This is a genomic window from Streptomyces sp. NPDC059582, from assembly GCF_042735715.1.
Taxonomy (GTDB): Bacteria; Actinomycetota; Actinomycetes; order Streptomycetales; family Streptomycetaceae; genus Streptomyces.
Genome location: NZ_JBHWCC010000046.1, coordinates 38,052 through 57,719, shown reverse-complemented (window position 1 = coordinate 57,719; position 19,668 = coordinate 38,052). Strand labels below are relative to the sequence as shown.

Below are 19,668 nucleotides of genomic sequence, written 5' to 3'. Positions count from 1 at the left end.
CGTCGCCGGCCGGTACGAACTGGCCACGCTCATCGGGCAGGGCGGCATGGGCCAGGTCTGGACGGCCTACGACCAGCGGCTCGACCGGCGCGTGGCGGTGAAGCTGCTGCGCCCCGACAAGGTCGCCGGCCAGGAGGCGGACGAACTGCGCCGCCGTTTCGTGCGCGAGTGCCGGGTGACCGCGCAGGTCGACCACCCCGGCCTGGTCACCGTGCACGACGCGGGCAGCGAGGGCGAGGAGTTGTTCCTCGTCATGCAGTACGTCGACGGCGCGGACCTCTCCGACCACCATGCCGAGCACGACCCGTACCCGTGGCAGTGGGCGGTCGCGGTCGCCGCGCAACTGTGCGCCGTACTCAGCGCCGTGCACGCCGTGCCGATCGTCCACCGGGACCTGAAGCCGCGCAATGTGATGGTGAAGCAGGACGGCACGGTCACCGTTCTCGACCTCGGTGTCGCCTCCGTCATGGACACCGACACCACCCGCCTCACGCACACCGGATCTCCTATCGGTTCGCCCGCGTACATGGCGCCGGAACAGGCCATGGGCGGCGCGGTCGGCCCGTACACCGACCTGTACGCGCTCGGTGTGCTGATGCACGAACTCCTGAGCGGCGACGTGCCGTTCGCGGGCTCGACGGCGCTCGGCGTGCTGCACCGGCACCTGTACGAGCCGCCGCTGCCGGTGCGCCGGCTGCGCCCCGAGGTCCCGGAGGCGCTCGAGAACCTGGTCCTGCGCCTGCTCGCCAAGGACCCGCAGCATCGACCGGCCTCCGCGCAGGAGGTGTACGAACACCTGGCGCTGCTGCTGCCCGCGCGGGGGATGCCCACCGGGGCGCCCCTGGACCCCACCCGCCCCTTCCTGCGCCCGCACGCTCCCTGGCCGGACCGGGCGCGCACGCCCGCGCCCCAGCCCGCCTCCGTCGCGCCGGTCGCCGAGAAGCCCGATGTCGCCGGTGCCGTCGACGAGGTCAAGCGTCTCCTCGGCGAGGGCCGCATCACCCAGGCCGTCGACATACTGGGCGCGATCCTGCCCGCCGCCGCGCAGCAGCACGGCGAGCACTCCCCGGTCGTCCGCACCCTGCGCAAGCAGTACGCGGCCACGCTCATGGACGACGGCCAGTACCGGCGCGCGCTGCCCGAACTGCGCCGCCTCGCCGACGAACGCGCCACCGAGGCCGGCCAGGCCGACCCGCAGTCCCTGCGCTACCGCTACGAGGCCGCCCAGTGCCTGGAGCAGCTGGGCGAACCGGCGGCGGCGCTCGCGGAGTACCGCGCGCTGCTGCCGTACTACGAGAACCAGTACGTCGCCGGCGACCCGGAGCTCGCCTTCGACGTCCGCCGCCGTATCGGCCATCTGCTGCTGGCGCTCGGCGACCGCGCCGCCGCCCACGACATGCTGGCCCGGCTGCTGCACGACGTGGAGCGGCTGCACGGCCCCGGACATCCGCTCGCGGCGGAGATCCGGCGGACGTTGCAGTGGCTGGGACAGGTGCGTGGCTAGATTTTGCTGTGTTCTGAGGGAAACTTGTGAGCTTCTAGGGGCGGCTTTTCCCGAACAGAGGTGCGTGTCCAGTTAGGTTGCGATCCGTTTCGCCGGGTCGCGATCGGTTTCGCGCCGCACGCGCCGTCATCGCACAACCTGCCGGTGTCCCCGGCAGAACCAAGGGGTGGGGTCACACATGTCCAGCCATCGTCAGTCGAGGAAGCGCAGATACATCACGTGGGCGGCGGCCGGGGCCGCCGTCGTCGCCGGGGCCGGCATCGCCGCGCAGACCTCCATGGCCGCCACGGTCTGGCCCGCGCAGAAGACCTTCACCGGCCGCGCCTTCGACACCTGCGCAGCGCCCTCCCTGTCCGCGATGAAGGCCTGGCACAACGGCACCTACGGCGCCGCCGCCGTCTACATCGGCGGCAAGAACCGCGGCTGCGCCCAGGCCAACCTCACCGCGTCCTGGGTGAAGTCCGTCAGCACGGTCGGCTGGAAGCTCATCCCGATCTACGTGGGCGCCCAGCCGCCCTGCCAGACCGGCTCCAGCCCCGAGAAGATCAGCGCCTCCACCGCCGCCTCGCTCGGCGCCAAGGACGCCGCCGACGCGGTGGCCAAGGCCTCCGCCCTCGGGATGAAGGCCGGCAGCCCGGTCTACCTCGACATGGAGTCGTACGACATCACGAACAAGGCGTGCAACGACGCCGTCCTGACGTACGTGCGCGCCTTCGACAAGGCCCTGCGCGCCAAGACGTACCGCTCCGGCTACTACGGCTTCACCAGCTCCAGCGCCAAGGCGATCGCCAACGCCACCGACAAGACGGACCTGCCGGGCAACATGTGGTACGCGCTGTGGGACAAGCAGTACACCACCACCGCCGACTGGCCGTTCGGCCCGACCCAGTGGACGAACCACAGCCGGGGCCACCAGTACATGGTCAACAGCAAGGAGACCATCGGCGGGTACACGATCACCGTGGACCGGGACACCTGGGACGGCCCGGTGGCCATCACCGGCTGACGACCGTGCACGAGGACCGCACACGCGGCCGGCGACCCGGTGCGGGCGCGGCGGTGCCGTAAGTCCCGGTGAATCGTTGGTCGAATGGGTTGGCCAGAGCGTGGCCACTGCCTACCATCGATCACCGCAAGACTTTGTGCACCGTCGCACAATCTCCTCGGGAGGTTTCCTTGCACCGCCGCCGTCGCACCGCGCTCCTCCTCTCCGCCGCGATCGTCGCAGCGGGCCCTTTCCTCACCGCCTGCGGGAACGAGGCGCATCCCGGCGCCGCGGCCGTCGTCGGCGATGAGCGGATCACCGTGTCGCAGCTGGAGAGCAGGGTGCAGGAGGTGCGCTCGGCGCAGCGCGCGGCGGTGTCGGACGACGCGCAGTACGCGCGCACCATCGCCACCACCGGCAACCTCACCCGGGACACCCTGCACGGCATGGTCCTGGACCAGGTGCTCCAGCGGGCCGCCCGGGACGCGGGCGTCAGCGTCACCCGCAACGAGATCCAGCAGATGCGGGCCGGACTGGAGCAGCAGGCTGGCGGCGCCGCGGGGCTGGAGGCGGCCTGGCTCCAGCAGTACGACATCCCGCCGCAGCGTCTCGACGACAACCTCCGCCTCCAGCTGGAGGCCCAGAAGCTCGCCGCGCACCTCGGCACCGACACCAACCAGCCCGCGTTCTGGAAGGCCCTGTCCGAGGCGTCCAAGGATCTCCACGTCGACCTCAACCCGCGCTACGGCAGCTGGGACGTCCAGAAGGTCAGCCGGGTCGACGCGAAGACGCCGTGGGTGCGGGAGGTGTCGGCGGCCGGCTCGCAGCAGCAGCCGACGTGACGGGTACGGCGCCGCCGCCCGGCCCAGGCCTCGGCCTCGGCCCGTGGACGACCGGGGGACCGTCGGCGCCGTGCGTTACGTTCGAAGCGTGAACACACCCAGCCCCGAAGCCGCGACCGGCCGCATCGTCCTGCTCACCACCAGCCACCGGGTCGCCCCCGGACTGCTGTCCTGGCCGGCCTGGCAGGCGCTGCGCGCGGCCGACCGGGTGCTGTGCGCGGACGGAGCGCACCCGCAACTGCCGTATCTGCGCGAGGCGGGGACCGCGGTCGACGAGGCCTCCCCGACGGCCGAGGAACTGGTCGCGGCGTGCGCGGGCGGTCGTACGGTGGTGGTCGTGGCGACCGGCGAGGGCGAACCGGCCCTCACCGACGGCCTCGCCCGGCTGGCCGGCTCCGGCCGCGTGGCGATGCCGGAGCTGGAACTGCTCCCCGCCTCCTACGACCTCCCGGGCGCCCGCCTCCTGGACCTGGTGCAGGTCATGGACCGGATCCGGGTCGAGTGCCCCTGGTCGTCCCGGCAGACCCACAAGGGCCTGGCGAAGTACGGCATCGAGGAGGCGTACGAACTCGTCGAGGCGATCGAGGACGGCGACCGGGACGAGCTGCGCGAGGAGCTCGGCGACGTCCTCCTCCAGGTCGTCTTCCACGCCCGTATCGCCGAGGAGGGCCGCGCCGAGGACGACGAGCCGCCCTTCTCGATCGACGACGTGGCCGCCGGCATCGTCACCAAGCTCATCCACCGCCACCCGCACGTGTTCGGCGACGCGACCGCCTCCACTCCCGAGGAGGTCAAGGAGCACTGGCTGCGCACCAAGGCCCAGGAGAAGCGGCGCACCTCCGTCACCGAGGGCATCCCCCTGCACCAGCCGGGCCTGGCGCTCGCCGCCAAGCTGGCCTCCCGCGTCCGCACGGCCGGTCTCGACGTCCCGCTCCCGCGGACCGAGGGCATCGGCTACGAACTGCTGGCCCTGGCGGCCCGCGCAGAGTCGGAGGGCGTGGACCCGGAGTCGGCCCTGCGAGCGGCGGCCCGCACCTACCGCGACGCGGTACGCACAGCCGAAGGCCTGCGGCCGTAGGACCTGCCTTGCGGATCAGGCGCTAGTACCGTTGCCCACAGGGGTGGCTGCTATGCGTGGGGGCTTGCATGGAGCGGGAGTTGGAGTGGCTGGCCGAGGCACTTCTGGAGATGCCGCGGCACGAGCGGCAGACTTTCGTCCATGGGTATGCGGACCTCGACTCGCTCCGTAGCCATCTGCGCGTCCTGCGCGAGCAGAGCCCTGAGATCTACGAGGATCTCCTCGCCCGGGTGAGGGCACAGGCCGCGCCCCGCCGGGGCTTCGGCATCCGTGACGCCTTCGCGACCCCGGGCCGCTCCACTCCCGCCGCTCCGGCCACCAGGGGTGCCCCGGTCGCCAGGGGTGCCAAAGGCGCCAAGGGCAGGGGCGCCGTCGGCGGCGGCACGCCCCCCGGTTCTGTCGCCTCGGCGGCCCCCGCCGCAACGCCCGATGCCGGCCGGGACCAGACCGTGCACCATACGGCCGGCGACCATGTCGACTTCGGTCAGGCCACCTTTCACCAGGGGGTGGTCGGCGTGCAGTACAACTACGGGACGGTGCTCGCGACCGCCGAGTGGCGGCCCGTGGGTGAGGTCGATCCGGTCGAGTTCGGTGTGCGCCCTACCCGGCACGTGCCCGGACTGCCGGACGTGCCGCCGTATGTTCCCCGCGACTGTGACGGAGAACTGCGTGGTCTGCTCGCCCATGCGGGCCTGGTCCTGATCCTGGGCGAGCCGTACGCGGGCAGGTCCTACACCGCGTGGAACGGTGTGCGGTCGCTGGCGGGCCACCGGCTGTACGCGCCCGCGCCCGGCGAGGAACTGCGCCGGCTGCTCGGCGCGATCAAGGGCAGACCCGGGCGGTACGTCGTCTGGCTCGACGAACTCGCCGATCACCTGCAGCCGGGCGGCCTGGACCGACGGCTGCTGGGCCTGCTCACCAGTCTGGGCGTGGTCGTGCTGGGCACGATGAGCGCCGACGAGTACTACCGGCGCCGCTCCGCGCCCGGCGCGAACGTGGTGGCCATGGCACGCAAGGTGGAACTCCCGCGTGAGTGGAGCGCGGCGGAGCTGCGTCGGCTGGCCGAGGACACGGACGACCCGCGTGCCTATCCGGCCTTCATGTGGAGCGGCCGGGAAGGTGCCGCCCCCTACTTCGCGATCGGGCATCTCCTGTTCGACGAGTGGCAGCGCAGCGGGACCCAAGTCGAGCATCCACATGGCCAGTTGCTCGTCCAGGTGGCCGTCGACCTCACGCGGTGCGGTGTCAGGGAGGCCGTGCCGACCGCTCTGCTCCGGGCGGTCGAGGACGCCTATCCCACGGAGGCGCGGAAGCGGGAGTCGTTCGAGGACGCGTTGGCCTGGGCGACGGCCCCGCTCTTCGGGGTCTCGGGACTGCTCGTGGCGGGGGAGCGGCCCGGCACCTGGCGGGCGTACGGGGCGCTCGTGGCCGAGGCGCTGGGGTCGGGAGACCTGCCGACGGTCCCCGACAACATGTGGCGGATCCTGCTCGACGAGTCGAGGCGCTGGGCCTCGAGCCGCCGCGAAGCCGTGCTGGACGCGGCACGTGCCGCGCTGCGTCCGCGGGTCGAGGCGGGCGACTTCCCGATCATGGTGATGTTCGCGGCGCACACCGAGGGCGAGGAGCACGAGGACTGGTTGCGCAGGGCCGCTGACCTCGGCCACACCCCGTCGGCCGTACGGCTGGCGGAACTGCTCCTGGAGAGCGGCGACGAGGAAGGGGCCGTTCCGTATCTGGAGGCGGCCGCGGGGCACGGCGACGTGCTCGCCCTTCGCCACCTCGGCCTGATCCACCGCAACCACGCCGCGTACTGGCTGAGCCGGGCCGTCCAGGCCGGGGACGGTCCCGCCGCGCAGGTCTTGGACGGTCCCCTGGGAGACAGCCGTGCCGTGCGGCGGGGCGGGCCAGCTACCGTCAGGGAGTGACCAACCAGCCCCACCCCCCGCCCCCCGCCCCCGAGCTCTTCACCTGGGAGTTCGCCGCCGATCCGTATCCGGCCTACGCCTGGCTGCGCGAGCACGCCCCCGTGCACCGGACGAAACTGCCCAGCGGGGTCGAGGCCTGGCTGGTCACCCGGTACGCCGACGCCAAGCAGGCCCTCGCCGACCAGCGGCTGAGCAAGAACCCGGCGCACCACGACGAGCCCGCGCACGCCAAGGGGAAGACCGGCATCCCCGGGGAGCGCAAGGCCGAGCTGATGACCCACCTGCTCAACATCGACCCGCCGGACCACACCAGGCTCCGGCGGCTGGTCAGCAAGGCGTTCACGCCGGGCCGGGTCGCGGAGTTCGCGCCGCGGGTGCAGGAGCTGACCGACCGGCTCATCGACGGGTTCGCCGGGCACGGCTCCGCCGACCTCATCCACGAGTTCGCCTTCCCGCTGCCCATCTACGCCATCTGCGACCTGCTCGGCGTCCCGCGCGAGGACCAGGACGACTTCCGCGACTGGGCGGGCATGATGATCCGGCACGGGGGAGGCCCGCGGGGCGGGGTCGCGCGGTCGGTGAAGAAGATGCGCGGCTATCTCGCCGAGCTCATCCACCGCAAACGGGAGGCGTTGTCGGACACCGCCGCGCCCGGCGAGGACCTCATCTCCGGTCTCATCCGCGCCTCCGACCACGGCGAGCACCTCACCGAGAACGAGGCCGCCGCGATGGCCTTCATCCTGCTGTTCGCCGGTTTCGAGACGACCGTCAACCTCATCGGCAACGGCTTGTACGCCCTGCTGACCCACCCCGACCAGCGCGCCCGCCTCCAGTCGTCCCTGGCAGCCGGCGAACACGGCCTGCTGGCCACCGGCGTCGAGGAACTCCTGCGCTACGACGGCCCCGTGGAGCTGGCCACCTGGCGGTTCGCCACCAGGCCGCTGAGCATCGGCGGGCAGGACATCGCGGCCGGCGACCCCGTCCTCGTCGTCCTCGCGGCCGCGGACCGGGATCCGGAGCGGTTCGCCGATCCGGACGTGCTGGACCTCTCCCGCCGCGACAACCAGCACCTCGGATACGGCCACGGCATCCACTACTGCCTGGGCGCGCCGCTGGCCCGGCTGGAGGGGCGGACCGCGCTCGCCACGCTCCTCACCCGGCTCCCCGATCTGCGGCTCGGGGCGGATCCGGCCGAGCTGAGATGGCGTGGCGGGCTCATCATGCGTGGACTGCGGACCCTGCCCGTGGAGTTCACCGCGGAGTCCTCCGCGCAAAGATGACACGCGTTCAACAATGTGATCTTCACGTGATCTACGCGGCATTAACTTGTGACAAGTGATCGTCTGCCGATACGTTCAGCCATCAGCACGGCCCTCAGCCTCACTCACCGTGCCGCTCACCTCTGTCGCGCGAAAGGTCTCCGCATGCTCTCCGGGAACGGTCGTCATCGTCGCCCCCGTCAGGCTCCGGCCCTGCTCGTCGCGGCCGGAGTGACCGGCTCCGCCATCGCCATCCCGCTCCTCGCCGCCACCGGCGCGAGCGCGGCGGAGAGCAGCACCTGGGATCAGGTCGCGCAGTGCGAGACCGGCGGCTCCTGGAGCGCCGACACCGGCAACGGGTACTACGGCGGCCTTCACCTCAGCCAGGACGACTGGGAGCGGTACGGCGGTCTCGACTACGCCTCCAGAGCCGACCTGGCCAGCCGTTCCCAGCAGATAGCCGTCGCCGAGAAGGTCCTCGCCGACCAGGGTGTCGAGGCCTGGTCCACGTGCGGACTGCTCTCGGGGCTGGCCAAGGACTCCGTGTCGGCGAACATCGACACGGGTGTACTGGGCGACTCCTCGGGCGGATCGTCCGACTCCTCCGATTCGCCCTCACTGTCCGACTCGCTCGGTCTGTCCGGCTCTTCCGGCGAGGCGTCCGGCGGCCCGTCGGCCCAGCCTTCCGGTGAGGCCACCGGCGTTCCCTCGATCCTGCCTTCCGGTGAACCGTCCTCTTCCACTCCCTCTTCGGGTGCGACGGGAGCTGCCGGGTCCGATGGGGCGTCTGACTCCGGTGCGGATGACGCGGGACGCGGTGCCGGTTCGTCCACGGACGGGGCCAGGGGCGGCGACTCGGACAACTCCCGGCAGGCCATCGGTTCTTCGGGCCTCGTCGACACGGGCGCGCTGAGCGTCGACACTGGCGCGCCGGCCGCCGATACGGGCGCGCCGGCCGCCGACGCGTCGGGCACCGGCCGCCATCGCGGCGGCAGCGCCGACGAGCAAGCGGCGGACGCGGCCGACGCCTTCTCCTTCGTCGGGCGGCACGCTTCGACCGCCTACGCCACGGCAGGCTCGTAGGCCGACCCTCGTGCCACGCACGGCCGGTGGGCCGACTGCTGGTCAGAGCCGACGAGTCGGTGCCTAAACGGGCGAAAAGCGGCGGGAGTTGACGCCCTGGTTCGCCGTTAAATGTCCGTTTTGGTGAAAGTGTGGGATGAGTCTCAGAGGCCCTGATCGTCTTTGGAATTCGGCGGATCCCGTGTCTACGGTCGTGACCGCTCGCCACCGCGGGCACCGGCTGCCGCAACGCCGAGTCCTGCCAGCGGCCGTCCGGGAACAGTCGTCGCGTCAAGCGCCGTAGGCAGGAGCGGGGGACCCAAGGTAGGTGCCGGGCCCAGCAGTTGAAGCTGGTTCCGGCTCGGGGTGAAGCCGTGTCCCGTGAGGGACGCGGCCGGGCAACTCAACCGGCTCGAACCCGACAGCTCACCTCGCAGGCGTCGGTGAGGGGATCAAGCATGCTGTTTTCCGGCAAGGGCAAGCACCGTCGTCCGTCCAAGGCCACCCGGGTCGCCGCGCTGGCCGGTGTCACCGGTGTAGCCGTCGCCGCTCCGCTGATGGCGGTCGGCAGCGCCTCCGCCGCCACCGCCTCCCAGTGGGACGCCGTGGCCCAGTGCGAGTCCGGCGGCAACTGGTCCATCAACACCGGTAACGGCTACTACGGCGGCGTGCAGTTCTCCGCCTCCACCTGGGCCGCCTACGGCGGCACGCAGTACGCGGCCACCGCCGACAAGGCCTCCAAGGCCCAGCAGATCACCGTCGCCGAGAAGGTCCTCGCCGCGCAGGGCAAGGGCGCCTGGCCGACCTGCGGCAAGGGTCTGTCCGGTGCCGCCTACACCGGCGGCTCCGCCGGTACGCCGAGCAAGCCCGCCAAGACCACCACCCGCTCCACCGACAAGCAGGCCGCCTCCCGCTCCGCCGCGCGCCCGGCCGCCCCGAAGACCGTCACCACCCCGACCGGCAAGAAGGTCAAGAAGGGTGACGGCGAGTACAAGGTCGTCAAGGGCGACACCCTCAGCGCCATCGCCGTGAAGCACCAGGTGAAGGGCGGCTGGCCGGCGCTGTTCAAGCTGAACAAGGGCATCGTCGCCGACGCCGACTTCATCTACCCGGGTCAGCAGCTGCACCTGAAGTGACGCCCGGCTCGTAGCTGAACCGCGGCGCTCCCCTGTCCGTGTCTCCCATTAGTGGAGGCTCTCTGAAGGCCGCCCCCGTCCCCACGGGCTCCCCGCTCCGGTGCGTGTTCCCCCGTACGCACCGGAGCGGGGATTTTTGTGAACCGGCTTTGTTCCGTTCGGAAACAATTTACTCTCGGTTCCGCGCTCGGGGCGGTCGGAGGCTGGCCGATCGCCCGGAGACGGTTAGGCTCAGTCCCGCGGGGCCACCACAGGCCCGCGCCCGACCGGGCCTACGGCCCGGCGTAGCTCGCGTCACATCCCAGAAGGAGATGCTCGTGCCGTCCATCGACGTCGTCGTAGCCCGGGAAATCCTGGACTCCCGAGGCAACCCCACGGTCGAGGTCGAGGTCGGCCTCGACGACGGCAGCACGGGTCGTGCCGCCGTTCCGTCCGGCGCCTCCACGGGTGCCTTCGAGGCCATCGAGCTCCGTGACGGTGACCCCAACCGTTACCAGGGCAAGGGTGTCGAGAAGGCCGTCCTCGCCGTCATCGAGCAGATCGGCCCGGAGCTCGTCGGTTACGACGCCACCGAGCAGCGCCTGATCGACCAGGCGATGTTCGACCTGGACGCCACCGACAACAAGGGCTCGCTGGGCGCCAACGCCATCCTCGGCGTCTCCCTCGCCGTCGCGCACGCCGCCTCCGAGGCCAGCGACCTGCCGCTGTTCCGTTACCTGGGCGGCCCGAACGCGCACCTGCTGCCCGTTCCGATGATGAACATCCTGAACGGCGGCTCGCACGCCGACTCCAACGTGGACATCCAGGAGTTCATGATCGCCCCGATCGGCGCGGAGTCGTTCTCCGAGGCGCTGCGCTGGGGCGCCGAGGTCTACCACACCCTCAAGAAGGTGCTGAAGACCAGGGGTCTGTCGACCGGTCTCGGCGACGAGGGCGGCTTCGCCCCGAACCTGGACTCCAACCGCGCCGCCCTCGACCTCATCGTCGAGGCCATCAAGCAGGCCGGTTACGTCCCCGGCGAGCAGATCGCGCTCGCGCTCGACGTCGCCGCGTCCGAGTTCTACAAGGACGGCAAGTACGAGTTCGAGGGCAAGTCCCGCTCGGCCGCCGAGATGACCGAGTACTACGAGGAGCTCGTCTCCGCGTACCCGCTCGTCTCCATCGAGGACCCGCTGTACGAGGACGACTGGGCCGGCTGGAAGGTCATCACCGACAAGCTGGGCGACAAGGTCCAGATCGTCGGCGACGACCTCTTCGTCACCAACCCGGAGCGCCTGGCCCGCGGCATCGAGGAGGGCTCCGCGAACGCCCTGCTCGTCAAGGTGAACCAGATCGGTTCGCTGACCGAGACCCTGGACGCCGTCGAGATGGCCCAGCGCAACGGCTTCAAGTGCATGATGTCGCACCGCTCCGGCGAGACCGAGGACGTCACCATCGCCGACCTCGCGGTCGCCGTGAACTGCGGTCAGATCAAGACCGGCGCCCCGGCCCGCTCGGACCGCGTCGCCAAGTACAACCAGCTGCTGCGCATCGAGGAGATCCTCGACGACGCCGCGGTGTACGCCGGCCGCAGCGCCTTCCCGCGCTTCAAGGGCTGAGCCGTACAGGGTCAAGCCTGAGCCAGTCGTACGTACGTCCCCGTACTCGGTCCCGTACCGTGTCCGGGGACGTACGCGCGTGTGACGGGTGTGAAGGGGAGGCGGAGAGCCAGATGGCCGTGAAGGACCGGGACCGTTTCTCCACCACGACCAGGCTGCGGCTGCTCGGCGAGCAGACGGCGGCGCGGGTCTACCGCTCCCAGACCAGACGCCAGGCCCGCCGCTCCCGGCTCACCGGCCGGGCCGCGCTGCTCGCCCTCGTCCTGTGCTCGCTGATCGTGGCCCTCGCCTATCCCATAAGGCAGTACGTCTCCCAGCGCGCCGAGATCGCCGACATGAAGCGTCGGCAGCAGCAGGCCAGCGAGCGCGTGGAGCAACTGCGCGACCTCAAGGCACGCTGGCAGGACGACGCGTACGCCGAGCAGCAGATCCGGCAGCGGCTGCACTACGTGATGCCCGGGGAGACCGGCTACGTGGTGATCGACCCGGACGCGGTCAAGCAGTCGCGCGCCCCCCTGGGAGCGGCCCACCGCCCCTGGTACTCGAACGTCTGGGACGGAGTCGACAAGTCCGACGCCTCCGACCAGTGAACGGATAGAAAAGACAGGCATGGAAACGCCCCCGCCGCCCACCCCGCGCACCGAGCCCACCGACGCGGACGTCGAGGCCTTCAAGCAGCAGCTCGGGCGGCCGCCGCGCGGGCTGCGCGCCATCGCGCACCGGTGCCCGTGCGGACAGCCGGACGTCGTCGAGACGGCGCCCCGCCTGCCCGACGGCACGCCCTTCCCGACGCTGTACTACCTGACGTGCCCCAAGGCCTCCGGGGCGATCGGCACGCTGGAGGCGAACGGCGTGATGAAGGAGATGACGGCCCGGCTGGAGACCGACCCGGAGCTGGCCGACGCGTACCGTGCGGCGCACGAGGACTACATCCGCCGGCGGGACGAGATCGAGGAGCTGACGGGCTTCCCGAGCGCCGGCGGGATGCCGGACCGGGTGAAGTGCCTGCATGTGCTGGTCGCGCACTCGCTGGCGGCCGGACCGGGCGTGAACCCGCTCGGCGACGAGGCGCTCGCGATGCTGCCGCAGTGGTGGAGCAAGGGTGCCTGTGTGACCCCGGCCGTGCCGCCGTCCGGCGCGGGACGGCAGGTCGAGACGAGCGGCGAGGGCGCCGACGCCGGCCACTTCGCGTTCAGGGCCGCCGAGGGTGCCGAGTCCGCGAAGCCCGCCGACTCCGTCGAGCCTGCCCGGTCCGCCGAGTCCGGGGAGGCCGACCAGTGACCCGGGTGGCCGCAGTCGACTGCGGTACGAACTCCATCCGGCTCCTCGTGGCCGACGCCGACCCGGAGACGGGCGAACTCGTCGACCTGGACCGGCGGATGACCATCGTCCGGCTCGGCCAGGGCGTGGACCGCACCGGCCGGCTGGCCCCCGAGGCGCTGGAGCGCACCTTCGCCGCCTGTCGCGCGTACGCGGAGGTCGTCAAGGAGCACGGCGCCGAGCGCCTCCGCTTCGTCGCCACCTCCGCCTCCCGGGACGCCGAGAACCGCGACGACTTCGTGCGCGGGGTGCTGGACATCCTCGGTGTCGAGCCGGAGGTCATCTCCGGCGACCAGGAGGCCGAGTTCTCCTTCACCGGCGCCACCCGCGAACTGACCGGGCGCGACGACCTCGCCCGGCCCTACCTGGTCGTGGACATCGGCGGCGGCTCCACCGAGTTCGTCGTCGGCGACGCCACGGTGCGCGCCGCACGCTCGGTCGACATCGGCTGCGTACGGATGACCGAGCGGCACCTGGTCCGGGACGGGGTCGTCACCGACCCGCCCACCGAGGAGCAGATCGCGGCCATGCGCGCCGACATCGAGGCGGCCCTCGACCTCGCGGAGCAGACGGTCCCGCTGCGGGAGGCGCACACCCTGGTCGGCCTGGCCGGCTCCGTCACCACCGTGTCGGCGATCGCGCAGGAACTGCCCGCGTACGACTCGGTCGCCATCCACCACTCCCGGGTCTCCCGCGACCGGGTCCGCGAGATCACCGAGTGGCTGCTGAGCTCCACCCACGCCGAGCGCGCGGCGATCCCCTCGATGCACCCGGGCCGGGTGGACGTGATCGGGGCGGGCGCCCTCGTGCTGCTCTCGATCATGGAGCGGATCGGGGCCGAGGAGGTCGTGGTGAGCGAGCACGACATCCTCGACGGGATCGCCTGGTCGGTGGCGTAGCCGGGTTCCGGACCTGCTCGGCGGCCCTCCGCTGAGCAGGCCGAATGACGTATGAGCGGGTCCTGGGTGTCGTGTGACCCGCCTGGGCGACACCTCGCCGCAAAAGTTCGTGAAGTTCTTCACAAGGAATTGGGCCGTGCCGGTGGATCCAGGGCCCCCGGTTGGCCCTTTCGGGGGCTCAACGGCCCGGTGAGCCTGCTCAGCGGAGCGTGTCGGGGGTGTTTCGCCAGGGTGTCGAACGTGTCTCCCGCGGGGGGCTCGCGAGGTGTCCGAACACCCGGAGCCGCAGCTCACACGGCATTGACAACGGCTCATCCCGGACACCGGTTCCCGGTCGCCGCCATGATCTGGATCACGCGAGTCGCGGAGAATAGCACACCCCCCGCCGAAGCTTGTGAAGGGGCGCACGAGCGACCCCCCTGGGGCGGGTGGATACTCGATCCCATGAGCACCACGGAGCGTCCCAGGATCCTCGTAGTAGGCGGTGGGTACGTAGGCCTGTACGCAGCTCGGCGCATTCTCAAGAAGATGCGCTACGGCGAGGCGACCGTCACGGTCGTCGACCCCCGGTCGTACATGACCTACCAGCCCTTCCTCCCCGAAACCGCCGCCGGCAGCATCTCCCCGCGCCACGTCGTCGTCCCGTTGCGACGCGTGCTGCCCAAGGCGGAGGTTCTCACCGGTCGGGTCACCACCATCGACCAGGACCGCAAGGTCGCCACGATCGCCCCGCTGGTCGGCGAGGCGTACGAGCTGCCCTTCGACTACCTGGTCGTCGCGCTCGGCGCGGTCTCCCGCACCTTCCCGATCCCCGGCCTCGCCGAACAGGGCATCGGCATGAAGGGCATCGAGGAGGCCATCGGCCTGCGCAACCACGTCCTCGAGCAGCTCGACAAGGCCGACTCCACCACCGACGAGGAGATCCGCCGCAAGGCGCTCACCTTCGTCTTCATCGGCGGCGGTTTCGCCGGTGCGGAGACCATCGGTGAGGTCGAGGACATGGCCCGGGACGCGGCCAAGTACTACAAGAACGTGTCCCGTGAGGACATGCGCTTCATCCTGGTCGACGCCGCCGACAAGATCCTTCCCGAGGTCGGCCCCAAGCTCGGCCAGTACGGCAAGGAGCACCTGGAGAGCCGCGGGGTCGAGATCTACCTCTCCACCTCGATGGACTCCTGCGTCGACGGTCACGTGGTGCTGAAGAACGGCCTCGAGGTCGACTCCAACACGATCGTGTGGACGGCCGGCGTCAAGCCGAACCCGGTCCTGTCCCGCTACGGCCTGCCGCTGGGTCCCCGCGGTCACGTCGACTGCGCGCCGACCCTCCAGGTCCAGGGCACGGACTACATCTGGGCCGCGGGCGACAACGCCCAGGTGCCGGATGTCGCCGCCCGCAAGGCCGGTGTGGAGAACGCCTGGTGCCCGCCGAACGCCCAGCACGCGCTGCGTCAGGCGAAGGTCCTCGGCGACAACGTGGTCTCCGGCATGCGGGGCTTCCCGCAGGCGGAGTACTCGCACTCCAACAAGGGTGCGGTGGCGGGCCTCGGCCTGCACAAGGGCGTCGCGATGATCGTCATGGGCAAGATGAAGATCAAGGTCAAGGGCCGTCTCGCCTGGTACATGCACCGTGGCTACCACGGTCTGGCCATGCCGACCTGGAACCGCAAGATCCGGGTCTTCGCCGACTGGACGCTCGCCATGTTCCTCAAGCGTGAGGTCGTCGCGCTCGGCGCGCTGGAGACGCCGCGCGAGGAGTTCTACGAGGCCGCCAAGCCGGCCCCGGTCGCCGCCGCGCCGAAGGCCGCGCAGGCCGAGAAGGCGGGGAAGACCGAGGCGAAGGCCAAGGCCTCCTGACCTACGGTCACTGAACCACCCCGAAGGGGCCGTCCGCCATCCGTGGTGCGGGCGGCCCCTTCGGCGTCCGCTCACGCGCCCGCTCGGGCGCCCGCTTCGAGGTCTCCGAACGCGGCTGGAACCGGACGTTATTGATGTTGGCTACATCTATTTTGCCTGTTTGTAACTCCAATGCGGGACTGCGCCGCGGGCACGCTGATGTTTACGTGGTGTCCGGACATCCGGGATCGGCTCTCACGGAGGTGTGCGCCATGGCTGACGCCGCGCTGCGGCTCAAGGGCTTCGTCGAACAGTTGCTGGGGGAACCTCTCCCGATGCGCATTCGCGCCTGGGACGGTTCGCAGGCGGGTCCGCCGGGCGCCCCGACGCTGGTCGTGCGCAACCGGCGCGCGCTGCGCCGACTGCTCTGGAAACCTGGCGAGTTGGGCCTGGCCCGGGCCTGGGTCGCCGGGGACCTCGACGTCGAGGGCGACCTGTACACCGCGCTGGACGCGCTCTCCGGCCTGTTCTGGGAGCGCGGCGAGGACGCCAGGACCCTCGCCCAGGCCCTGCGCGAGCCCCAGGTGCGCGCCGCGGTGCGCGGCCTGGTCAAGCTGGCCGGCCCCGCGCTGCCGCCCGCCCCGCCCCGCGAGGAGGTCCGCAGACCCCGCGGCCGTCTGCATCTGCACACCCGGCGCACCGACCGGCACGCCATCAGCCACCACTACGACGTCGGCAACGACTTCTACGAGACCGTCCTCGGCCCGTCGATGGTCTACTCCTGCGCGTACTGGGAGTCCTCCGCACCGGACACCACCCTCGAGGACGCCCAGCGCGACAAGCTCGAACTCGTCTGCCGCAAGCTCGGGCTGAGCGCCGGTCAGCGGCTGCTCGACGTCGGCTGCGGCTGGGGCTCCATGGCCGTCCACGCGGCCCGCGAGCACGGCGTGAGCGTCGTCGGCATCACCCTCTCCCAGGAACAGGCCGCCTACGCCCGCAAGCGCGTCGCCGAGGAGGGCCTGACGGACCGGGTGGAGATCCGTGTCCAGGACTACCGGGACGTCCACGACGGCCCCTACGACGCGATCTCCTCCATCGGCATGGCCGAACACGTCGGGGCCGAGCGCTATCTGGAGTACGCCGAGAACCTGCACGCCCTGCTGAAGCCGGGCGGCCGGCTCCTCAACCACCAGATCGCCCGCCGCCCGCACCGTGACGAGTCGGCTTACGAGGTGGACGAGTTCATCGACGCCTACGTCTTCCCGGACGGCGAACTCGCACCCGTCGGCACCACGGTCACCCAGCTGGAACGGGCCGGCTTCGAGGTGCGCGACGTCGAGTCGATCCGTGAGCACTACGCCCTCACCCTGCGCCGGTGGGTCGCCAACCTGGAGGCCGACTGGCCCCGGGCCGTGCGGCTCACCGGACCGGGACGCGCCCGCGTCTGGCGCCTGTACATGGCGGCCTCCGCGGTGTCCTTCGAACGCAACCGCATCGGCGTCAACCAGGTCCTGGCGGTCCGCACCCCCGGGTCGGGCGTCTCCGGGATGCCGCTCAGGGCCCGCGTCTGGAACTGACCGCACGACGTGAGGGGCCCCGTTCCGCACCGGAACGGGGCCCCTCCCACACGTACGGCGTACCGCTACTCCGACTTGATCGCCGCCAGCATGTTCAGGCGGGCCGCCCGCCGGGCCGGCCACAGCGCCGCCAGCACGCCGACCGTCGCGGCCAGCAGCAGGAACACCGCCATCCTCGCCCACGGCAGGACCAGCTCGTACGTCGCCATCCTCGTGCCCAGCAGCTCACCGGCCGCCCAGCCGAAGAACACGCCCAGACCGATGCCGAGCACGCCGCCGAAGAGCGAGATGACCAGCGACTCCAGCCGGACCATCCGCTTGATGTTCCTGCGGTCGAGGCCGATCGCGCGGAGCATCCCGATCTCCTGGGAGCGCTCGAAGACCGACATGGCCAGGGTGTTGATGACACCGAGGACGGCGACGATCACCGCCATGGCGAGCAGGCCGTAGAGCATGTTCAGCATCAGCGTGAACATCTGCGCGATGTCCTCGGAGATGTCCTTCTTGCTCTGCACCTTGATGGCCGGGTTGGAGCCGAGGGCCTTCTCCAGCCGGTCCTTGGCCGCGTCGGACGCGCCGTCGGACGTCTTCACCATGACCTGCATGTCGGTCGGGTCCGACTGGTGCGGGGCGAGCGCGGCGTTGTCGAGCATGATGCCGCGCATCATCTCGTTGGCCTGGTAGACCCCGGCGACGCTCAGCCGCTGCTTCTTGCCGTCCTCGTATCCGACGGTGAAGTCCGAGCCGGCCTTCCAGTGGTGCGACCTGGCCGTGTCGTCGTCGACCACGACCCGCGTACCGCCGACCTCGAACGCGCCGCTGTCCAGCGTCAGCGCGGTCAGCCTGCCGATGGCGGAGCCGTCGACGCCGGTCAGGTACTCGGTCCGGCCCTCGACGCGCGCGGGCGCGTTGCGCAGCGGGCTGGTGGCGGTCACCCCGTCGGTGGCCTTCAGCTTCTTGCCGACGTCCGGGGAGAGGGAGTTGCCGTTCGCCATCGACACCACGTAGTCGGCCCTGATCGCGGACGACGCCATCTTGTCGATCGCGTGCTGGAGGCTTCCCGCCATCACCGTCATCCCGGTGATGAGGGTCAGTCCGATCATCAGCGCGGAGGCCGTGGCCGCCGTACGGCGGGGGTTGCGCACCGAGTTCTGGCGGGCCAGCTTGCCCGCCACACCGAACGCGCGCAGCACCGGGGCCGTGGCCGCGATCAGCGGCCGGGACAGCAGCGGGGTCAGGATGAACACGCCGATGATGAGCAGCACCGCGCCCAGACCCATCGGGGCCTGCCCGTCCGAGCCGTCCATCGTGGTGGCCGCGAGGACCACCGCGACGCCCGCGGCCGAGAACAGCGCGCCGATCGTGTTGCGCAGCACCAGCGACCTGGTGCTCGCCTTCGCGTGCACGCTGCTCATCGCGGCGACCGGCGGGATCTTCGCGGCCCGGCGGCCCGGCAGCCATGCGGCGAGCACGGTGATGACGACGCCGACCCCGAGGGCCGCGGCCACCGTGCCGGGGGAGACGACCAGCGGCCCGTCGGGGACGGCCGCGTCGAGCGTGCCCATCAGCGACCGCAGCCCGGCTCCGATGCCGATGCCCGCGACCAGCCCGGTGACCCCGGCCACCGTGCCGACCACGAACGCCTCGATCAGCACGGACCGGGTGACCTGGCGGCGGGAGGCGCCCACGGCGCGCAGCAGGGCCAGTTCCCTGGTGCGCTGGGCGACCAGCATGGTGAAGGTGTTGGCGATGATGAAGGTGCCGACGAACAGCGCGATCCCGGCGAAGACCAGCAGCCCCTGCTTCAGCCCGCTCATCGACGAGGCGATCATCTCGGCCTGGTCGTCGGCGAGCTGCCGGCCGGTGGTGGTCTCGGTGCTGTCCGCGGGCAGCGCCTTGTCCAGCTCGGCCTTCAGCGCCGCCTGGCTGACGCCCGTCTTCGCCGTCACGTCGATCTCGTCGTACGTGCCGGTCTCGCCGAACAGCCGCTGGGCGGTCGCCGTGTCGAAGAGGGCGAGGCTGCCGCCCGCGGCGACGTTGCCGTCGTCGGTGGTGAAGATGCCGGTGACGGTCGGGTTCAGCACCGGGCCGTCGACCGAGAGGCGCACGGTGTCGCCGACCTGGTAGCCGGCGCGCTTCGCGGTCGCGGAGTCGATGAGGACCTCGCCCTCGCCCTTCGGGGCGTGGCCGCCGACCAGCGGGTACCGGACGTCCTTCGGACCCCAGTAGTTGCCGCCCTGCGACTGGAAGCCGCCGCCGATGAGCTTGCCGTCCTTGTCGGCGAGGGCGGTGAAGCCGTTGACGACACCGACGGCGGACGCGGCGCCCGGAACCCGCGCGCTCCTGTCGAGCAGCGCCTGCGTCAGCTCGGGCGTCTTGCTCGGCGTGTCGCCCTTGTCCTCCTGGCTCTCCGACCTTACGGCCACGTCGACCTGGTCGAAGCCCTTGGCGGAGCTCTTCTGGTAGGCGTCCGAGATGGTGTTGGTGAAGACCAGGGTTCCCGACACGAACGCCACGCCGAGCATCACGGCGAGCACGGTCATGAGGAGCCGGGCCTTGTGCGCGAGTACGTTGCGCAAGGCGGTACGGAACATGGGTTGTCTCAGTCCAGGTGTACGAGGGTGAGGGAGCGTCGGGAGGCCGCGGCGGA

Annotated in this window: 15 protein-coding genes and 1 riboswitch; of the genes, 14 read left to right on the top strand and 1 reads right to left on the bottom strand. The window is 71.1% G+C overall.

Annotated elements, in window-relative coordinates:
• The first annotated feature begins 19 nt into the window (after window positions 1–19).
• From ACFV0T_RS31490 to ACFV0T_RS31425, 14 genes are all read left to right on the top strand, one after another.
• On the top strand, window positions 20–1,504 hold the full coding sequence (locus ACFV0T_RS31490; RefSeq protein WP_385786546.1) for a protein kinase: 1,485 nt from the start codon (window positions 20–22) through the stop codon (window positions 1,502–1,504).
• Window positions 1,505–1,682: 178 nt separating this feature from the next.
• Window positions 1,683–2,510, top strand: a complete 828-nt coding sequence (locus tag ACFV0T_RS31485; protein ID WP_385786513.1) for a glycoside hydrolase domain-containing protein — start codon at window positions 1,683–1,685, stop codon at window positions 2,508–2,510.
• A 170-nt stretch (window positions 2,511–2,680) separates the two neighbouring features.
• A complete protein-coding gene (locus tag ACFV0T_RS31480; protein WP_385786510.1) occupies window positions 2,681–3,331 on the top strand; it encodes a SurA N-terminal domain-containing protein in 651 nt (216 codons plus the stop codon).
• A gap of 88 nt (window positions 3,332–3,419) precedes the next feature.
• Window positions 3,420–4,409: a nucleoside triphosphate pyrophosphohydrolase gene (locus ACFV0T_RS31475; protein ID WP_385786507.1), complete on the top strand. Its 990-nt coding sequence runs from the start codon at window positions 3,420–3,422 to the stop codon at window positions 4,407–4,409.
• 68 nt (window positions 4,410–4,477) lie between these two features.
• Window positions 4,478–6,334: a hypothetical protein gene (locus ACFV0T_RS31470; protein WP_385786504.1), complete on the top strand. Its 1,857-nt coding sequence runs from the start codon at window positions 4,478–4,480 to the stop codon at window positions 6,332–6,334.
• A complete protein-coding gene (locus ACFV0T_RS31465) occupies window positions 6,331–7,614 on the top strand; it encodes a cytochrome P450 (RefSeq protein ID WP_385786501.1) in 1,284 nt (427 codons plus the stop codon). The genes ACFV0T_RS31470 and ACFV0T_RS31465 overlap by 4 nt, the downstream gene beginning before the upstream one ends.
• 144 nt (window positions 7,615–7,758) lie before the next feature.
• The gene (locus ACFV0T_RS31460) at window positions 7,759–8,676 is read left to right on the top strand and encodes a transglycosylase family protein (RefSeq protein WP_385786498.1); all 918 of its coding nucleotides are present in this window, start codon (window positions 7,759–7,761) and stop codon (window positions 8,674–8,676) included.
• Window positions 8,677–8,941: 265 nt separating this feature from the next.
• A riboswitch (cyclic di-AMP (ydaO/yuaA leader) is annotated at window positions 8,942–9,110 on the top strand.
• Between the two features lie 3 nt (window positions 9,111–9,113).
• Window positions 9,114–9,791, top strand: a complete 678-nt coding sequence (locus ACFV0T_RS31455; RefSeq protein ID WP_385786495.1) for a transglycosylase family protein — start codon at window positions 9,114–9,116, stop codon at window positions 9,789–9,791.
• 311 nt (window positions 9,792–10,102) lie between these two features.
• Window positions 10,103–11,389: a phosphopyruvate hydratase gene (gene eno / locus ACFV0T_RS31450; protein ID WP_385786492.1), complete on the top strand. Its 1,287-nt coding sequence runs from the start codon at window positions 10,103–10,105 to the stop codon at window positions 11,387–11,389.
• Window positions 11,390–11,502: 113 nt separating this feature from the next.
• Window positions 11,503–11,979 (top strand): septum formation initiator family protein, encoded by a 477-nt coding sequence (locus ACFV0T_RS31445; protein ID WP_385786489.1) that lies wholly within the window; start codon window positions 11,503–11,505, stop codon window positions 11,977–11,979.
• A 19-nt stretch (window positions 11,980–11,998) separates the two neighbouring features.
• Window positions 11,999–12,670 (top strand): DUF501 domain-containing protein, encoded by a 672-nt coding sequence (locus ACFV0T_RS31440; RefSeq protein WP_385786486.1) that lies wholly within the window; start codon window positions 11,999–12,001, stop codon window positions 12,668–12,670.
• Window positions 12,667–13,608, top strand: a complete 942-nt coding sequence (locus ACFV0T_RS31435) for an exopolyphosphatase (RefSeq protein ID WP_385786483.1) — start codon at window positions 12,667–12,669, stop codon at window positions 13,606–13,608. Before ACFV0T_RS31440 ends, ACFV0T_RS31435 begins: the two co-directional genes overlap by 4 nt.
• Before the next feature lie 444 nt (window positions 13,609–14,052).
• On the top strand, window positions 14,053–15,462 hold the full coding sequence (locus ACFV0T_RS31430; RefSeq protein ID WP_385786480.1) for an NAD(P)/FAD-dependent oxidoreductase: 1,410 nt from the start codon (window positions 14,053–14,055) through the stop codon (window positions 15,460–15,462).
• A gap of 251 nt (window positions 15,463–15,713) precedes the next feature.
• Window positions 15,714–17,018 carry a class I SAM-dependent methyltransferase gene (locus ACFV0T_RS31425; RefSeq protein WP_385786478.1) on the top strand — a complete coding sequence of 435 codons (1,305 nt, stop codon included), beginning with the start codon at window positions 15,714–15,716 and terminating at the stop codon, window positions 17,016–17,018.
• 65 nt (window positions 17,019–17,083) lie between these two features.
• On the opposite strand, the gene ACFV0T_RS31420 is transcribed toward ACFV0T_RS31425, so the two are convergent.
• Window positions 17,084–19,612: an ABC transporter permease gene (locus ACFV0T_RS31420; protein ID WP_385786475.1), complete on the bottom strand. Its 2,529-nt coding sequence runs from the start codon at window positions 19,610–19,612 to the stop codon at window positions 17,084–17,086.
• Window positions 19,613–19,668: the final 56 nt, after the last annotated feature.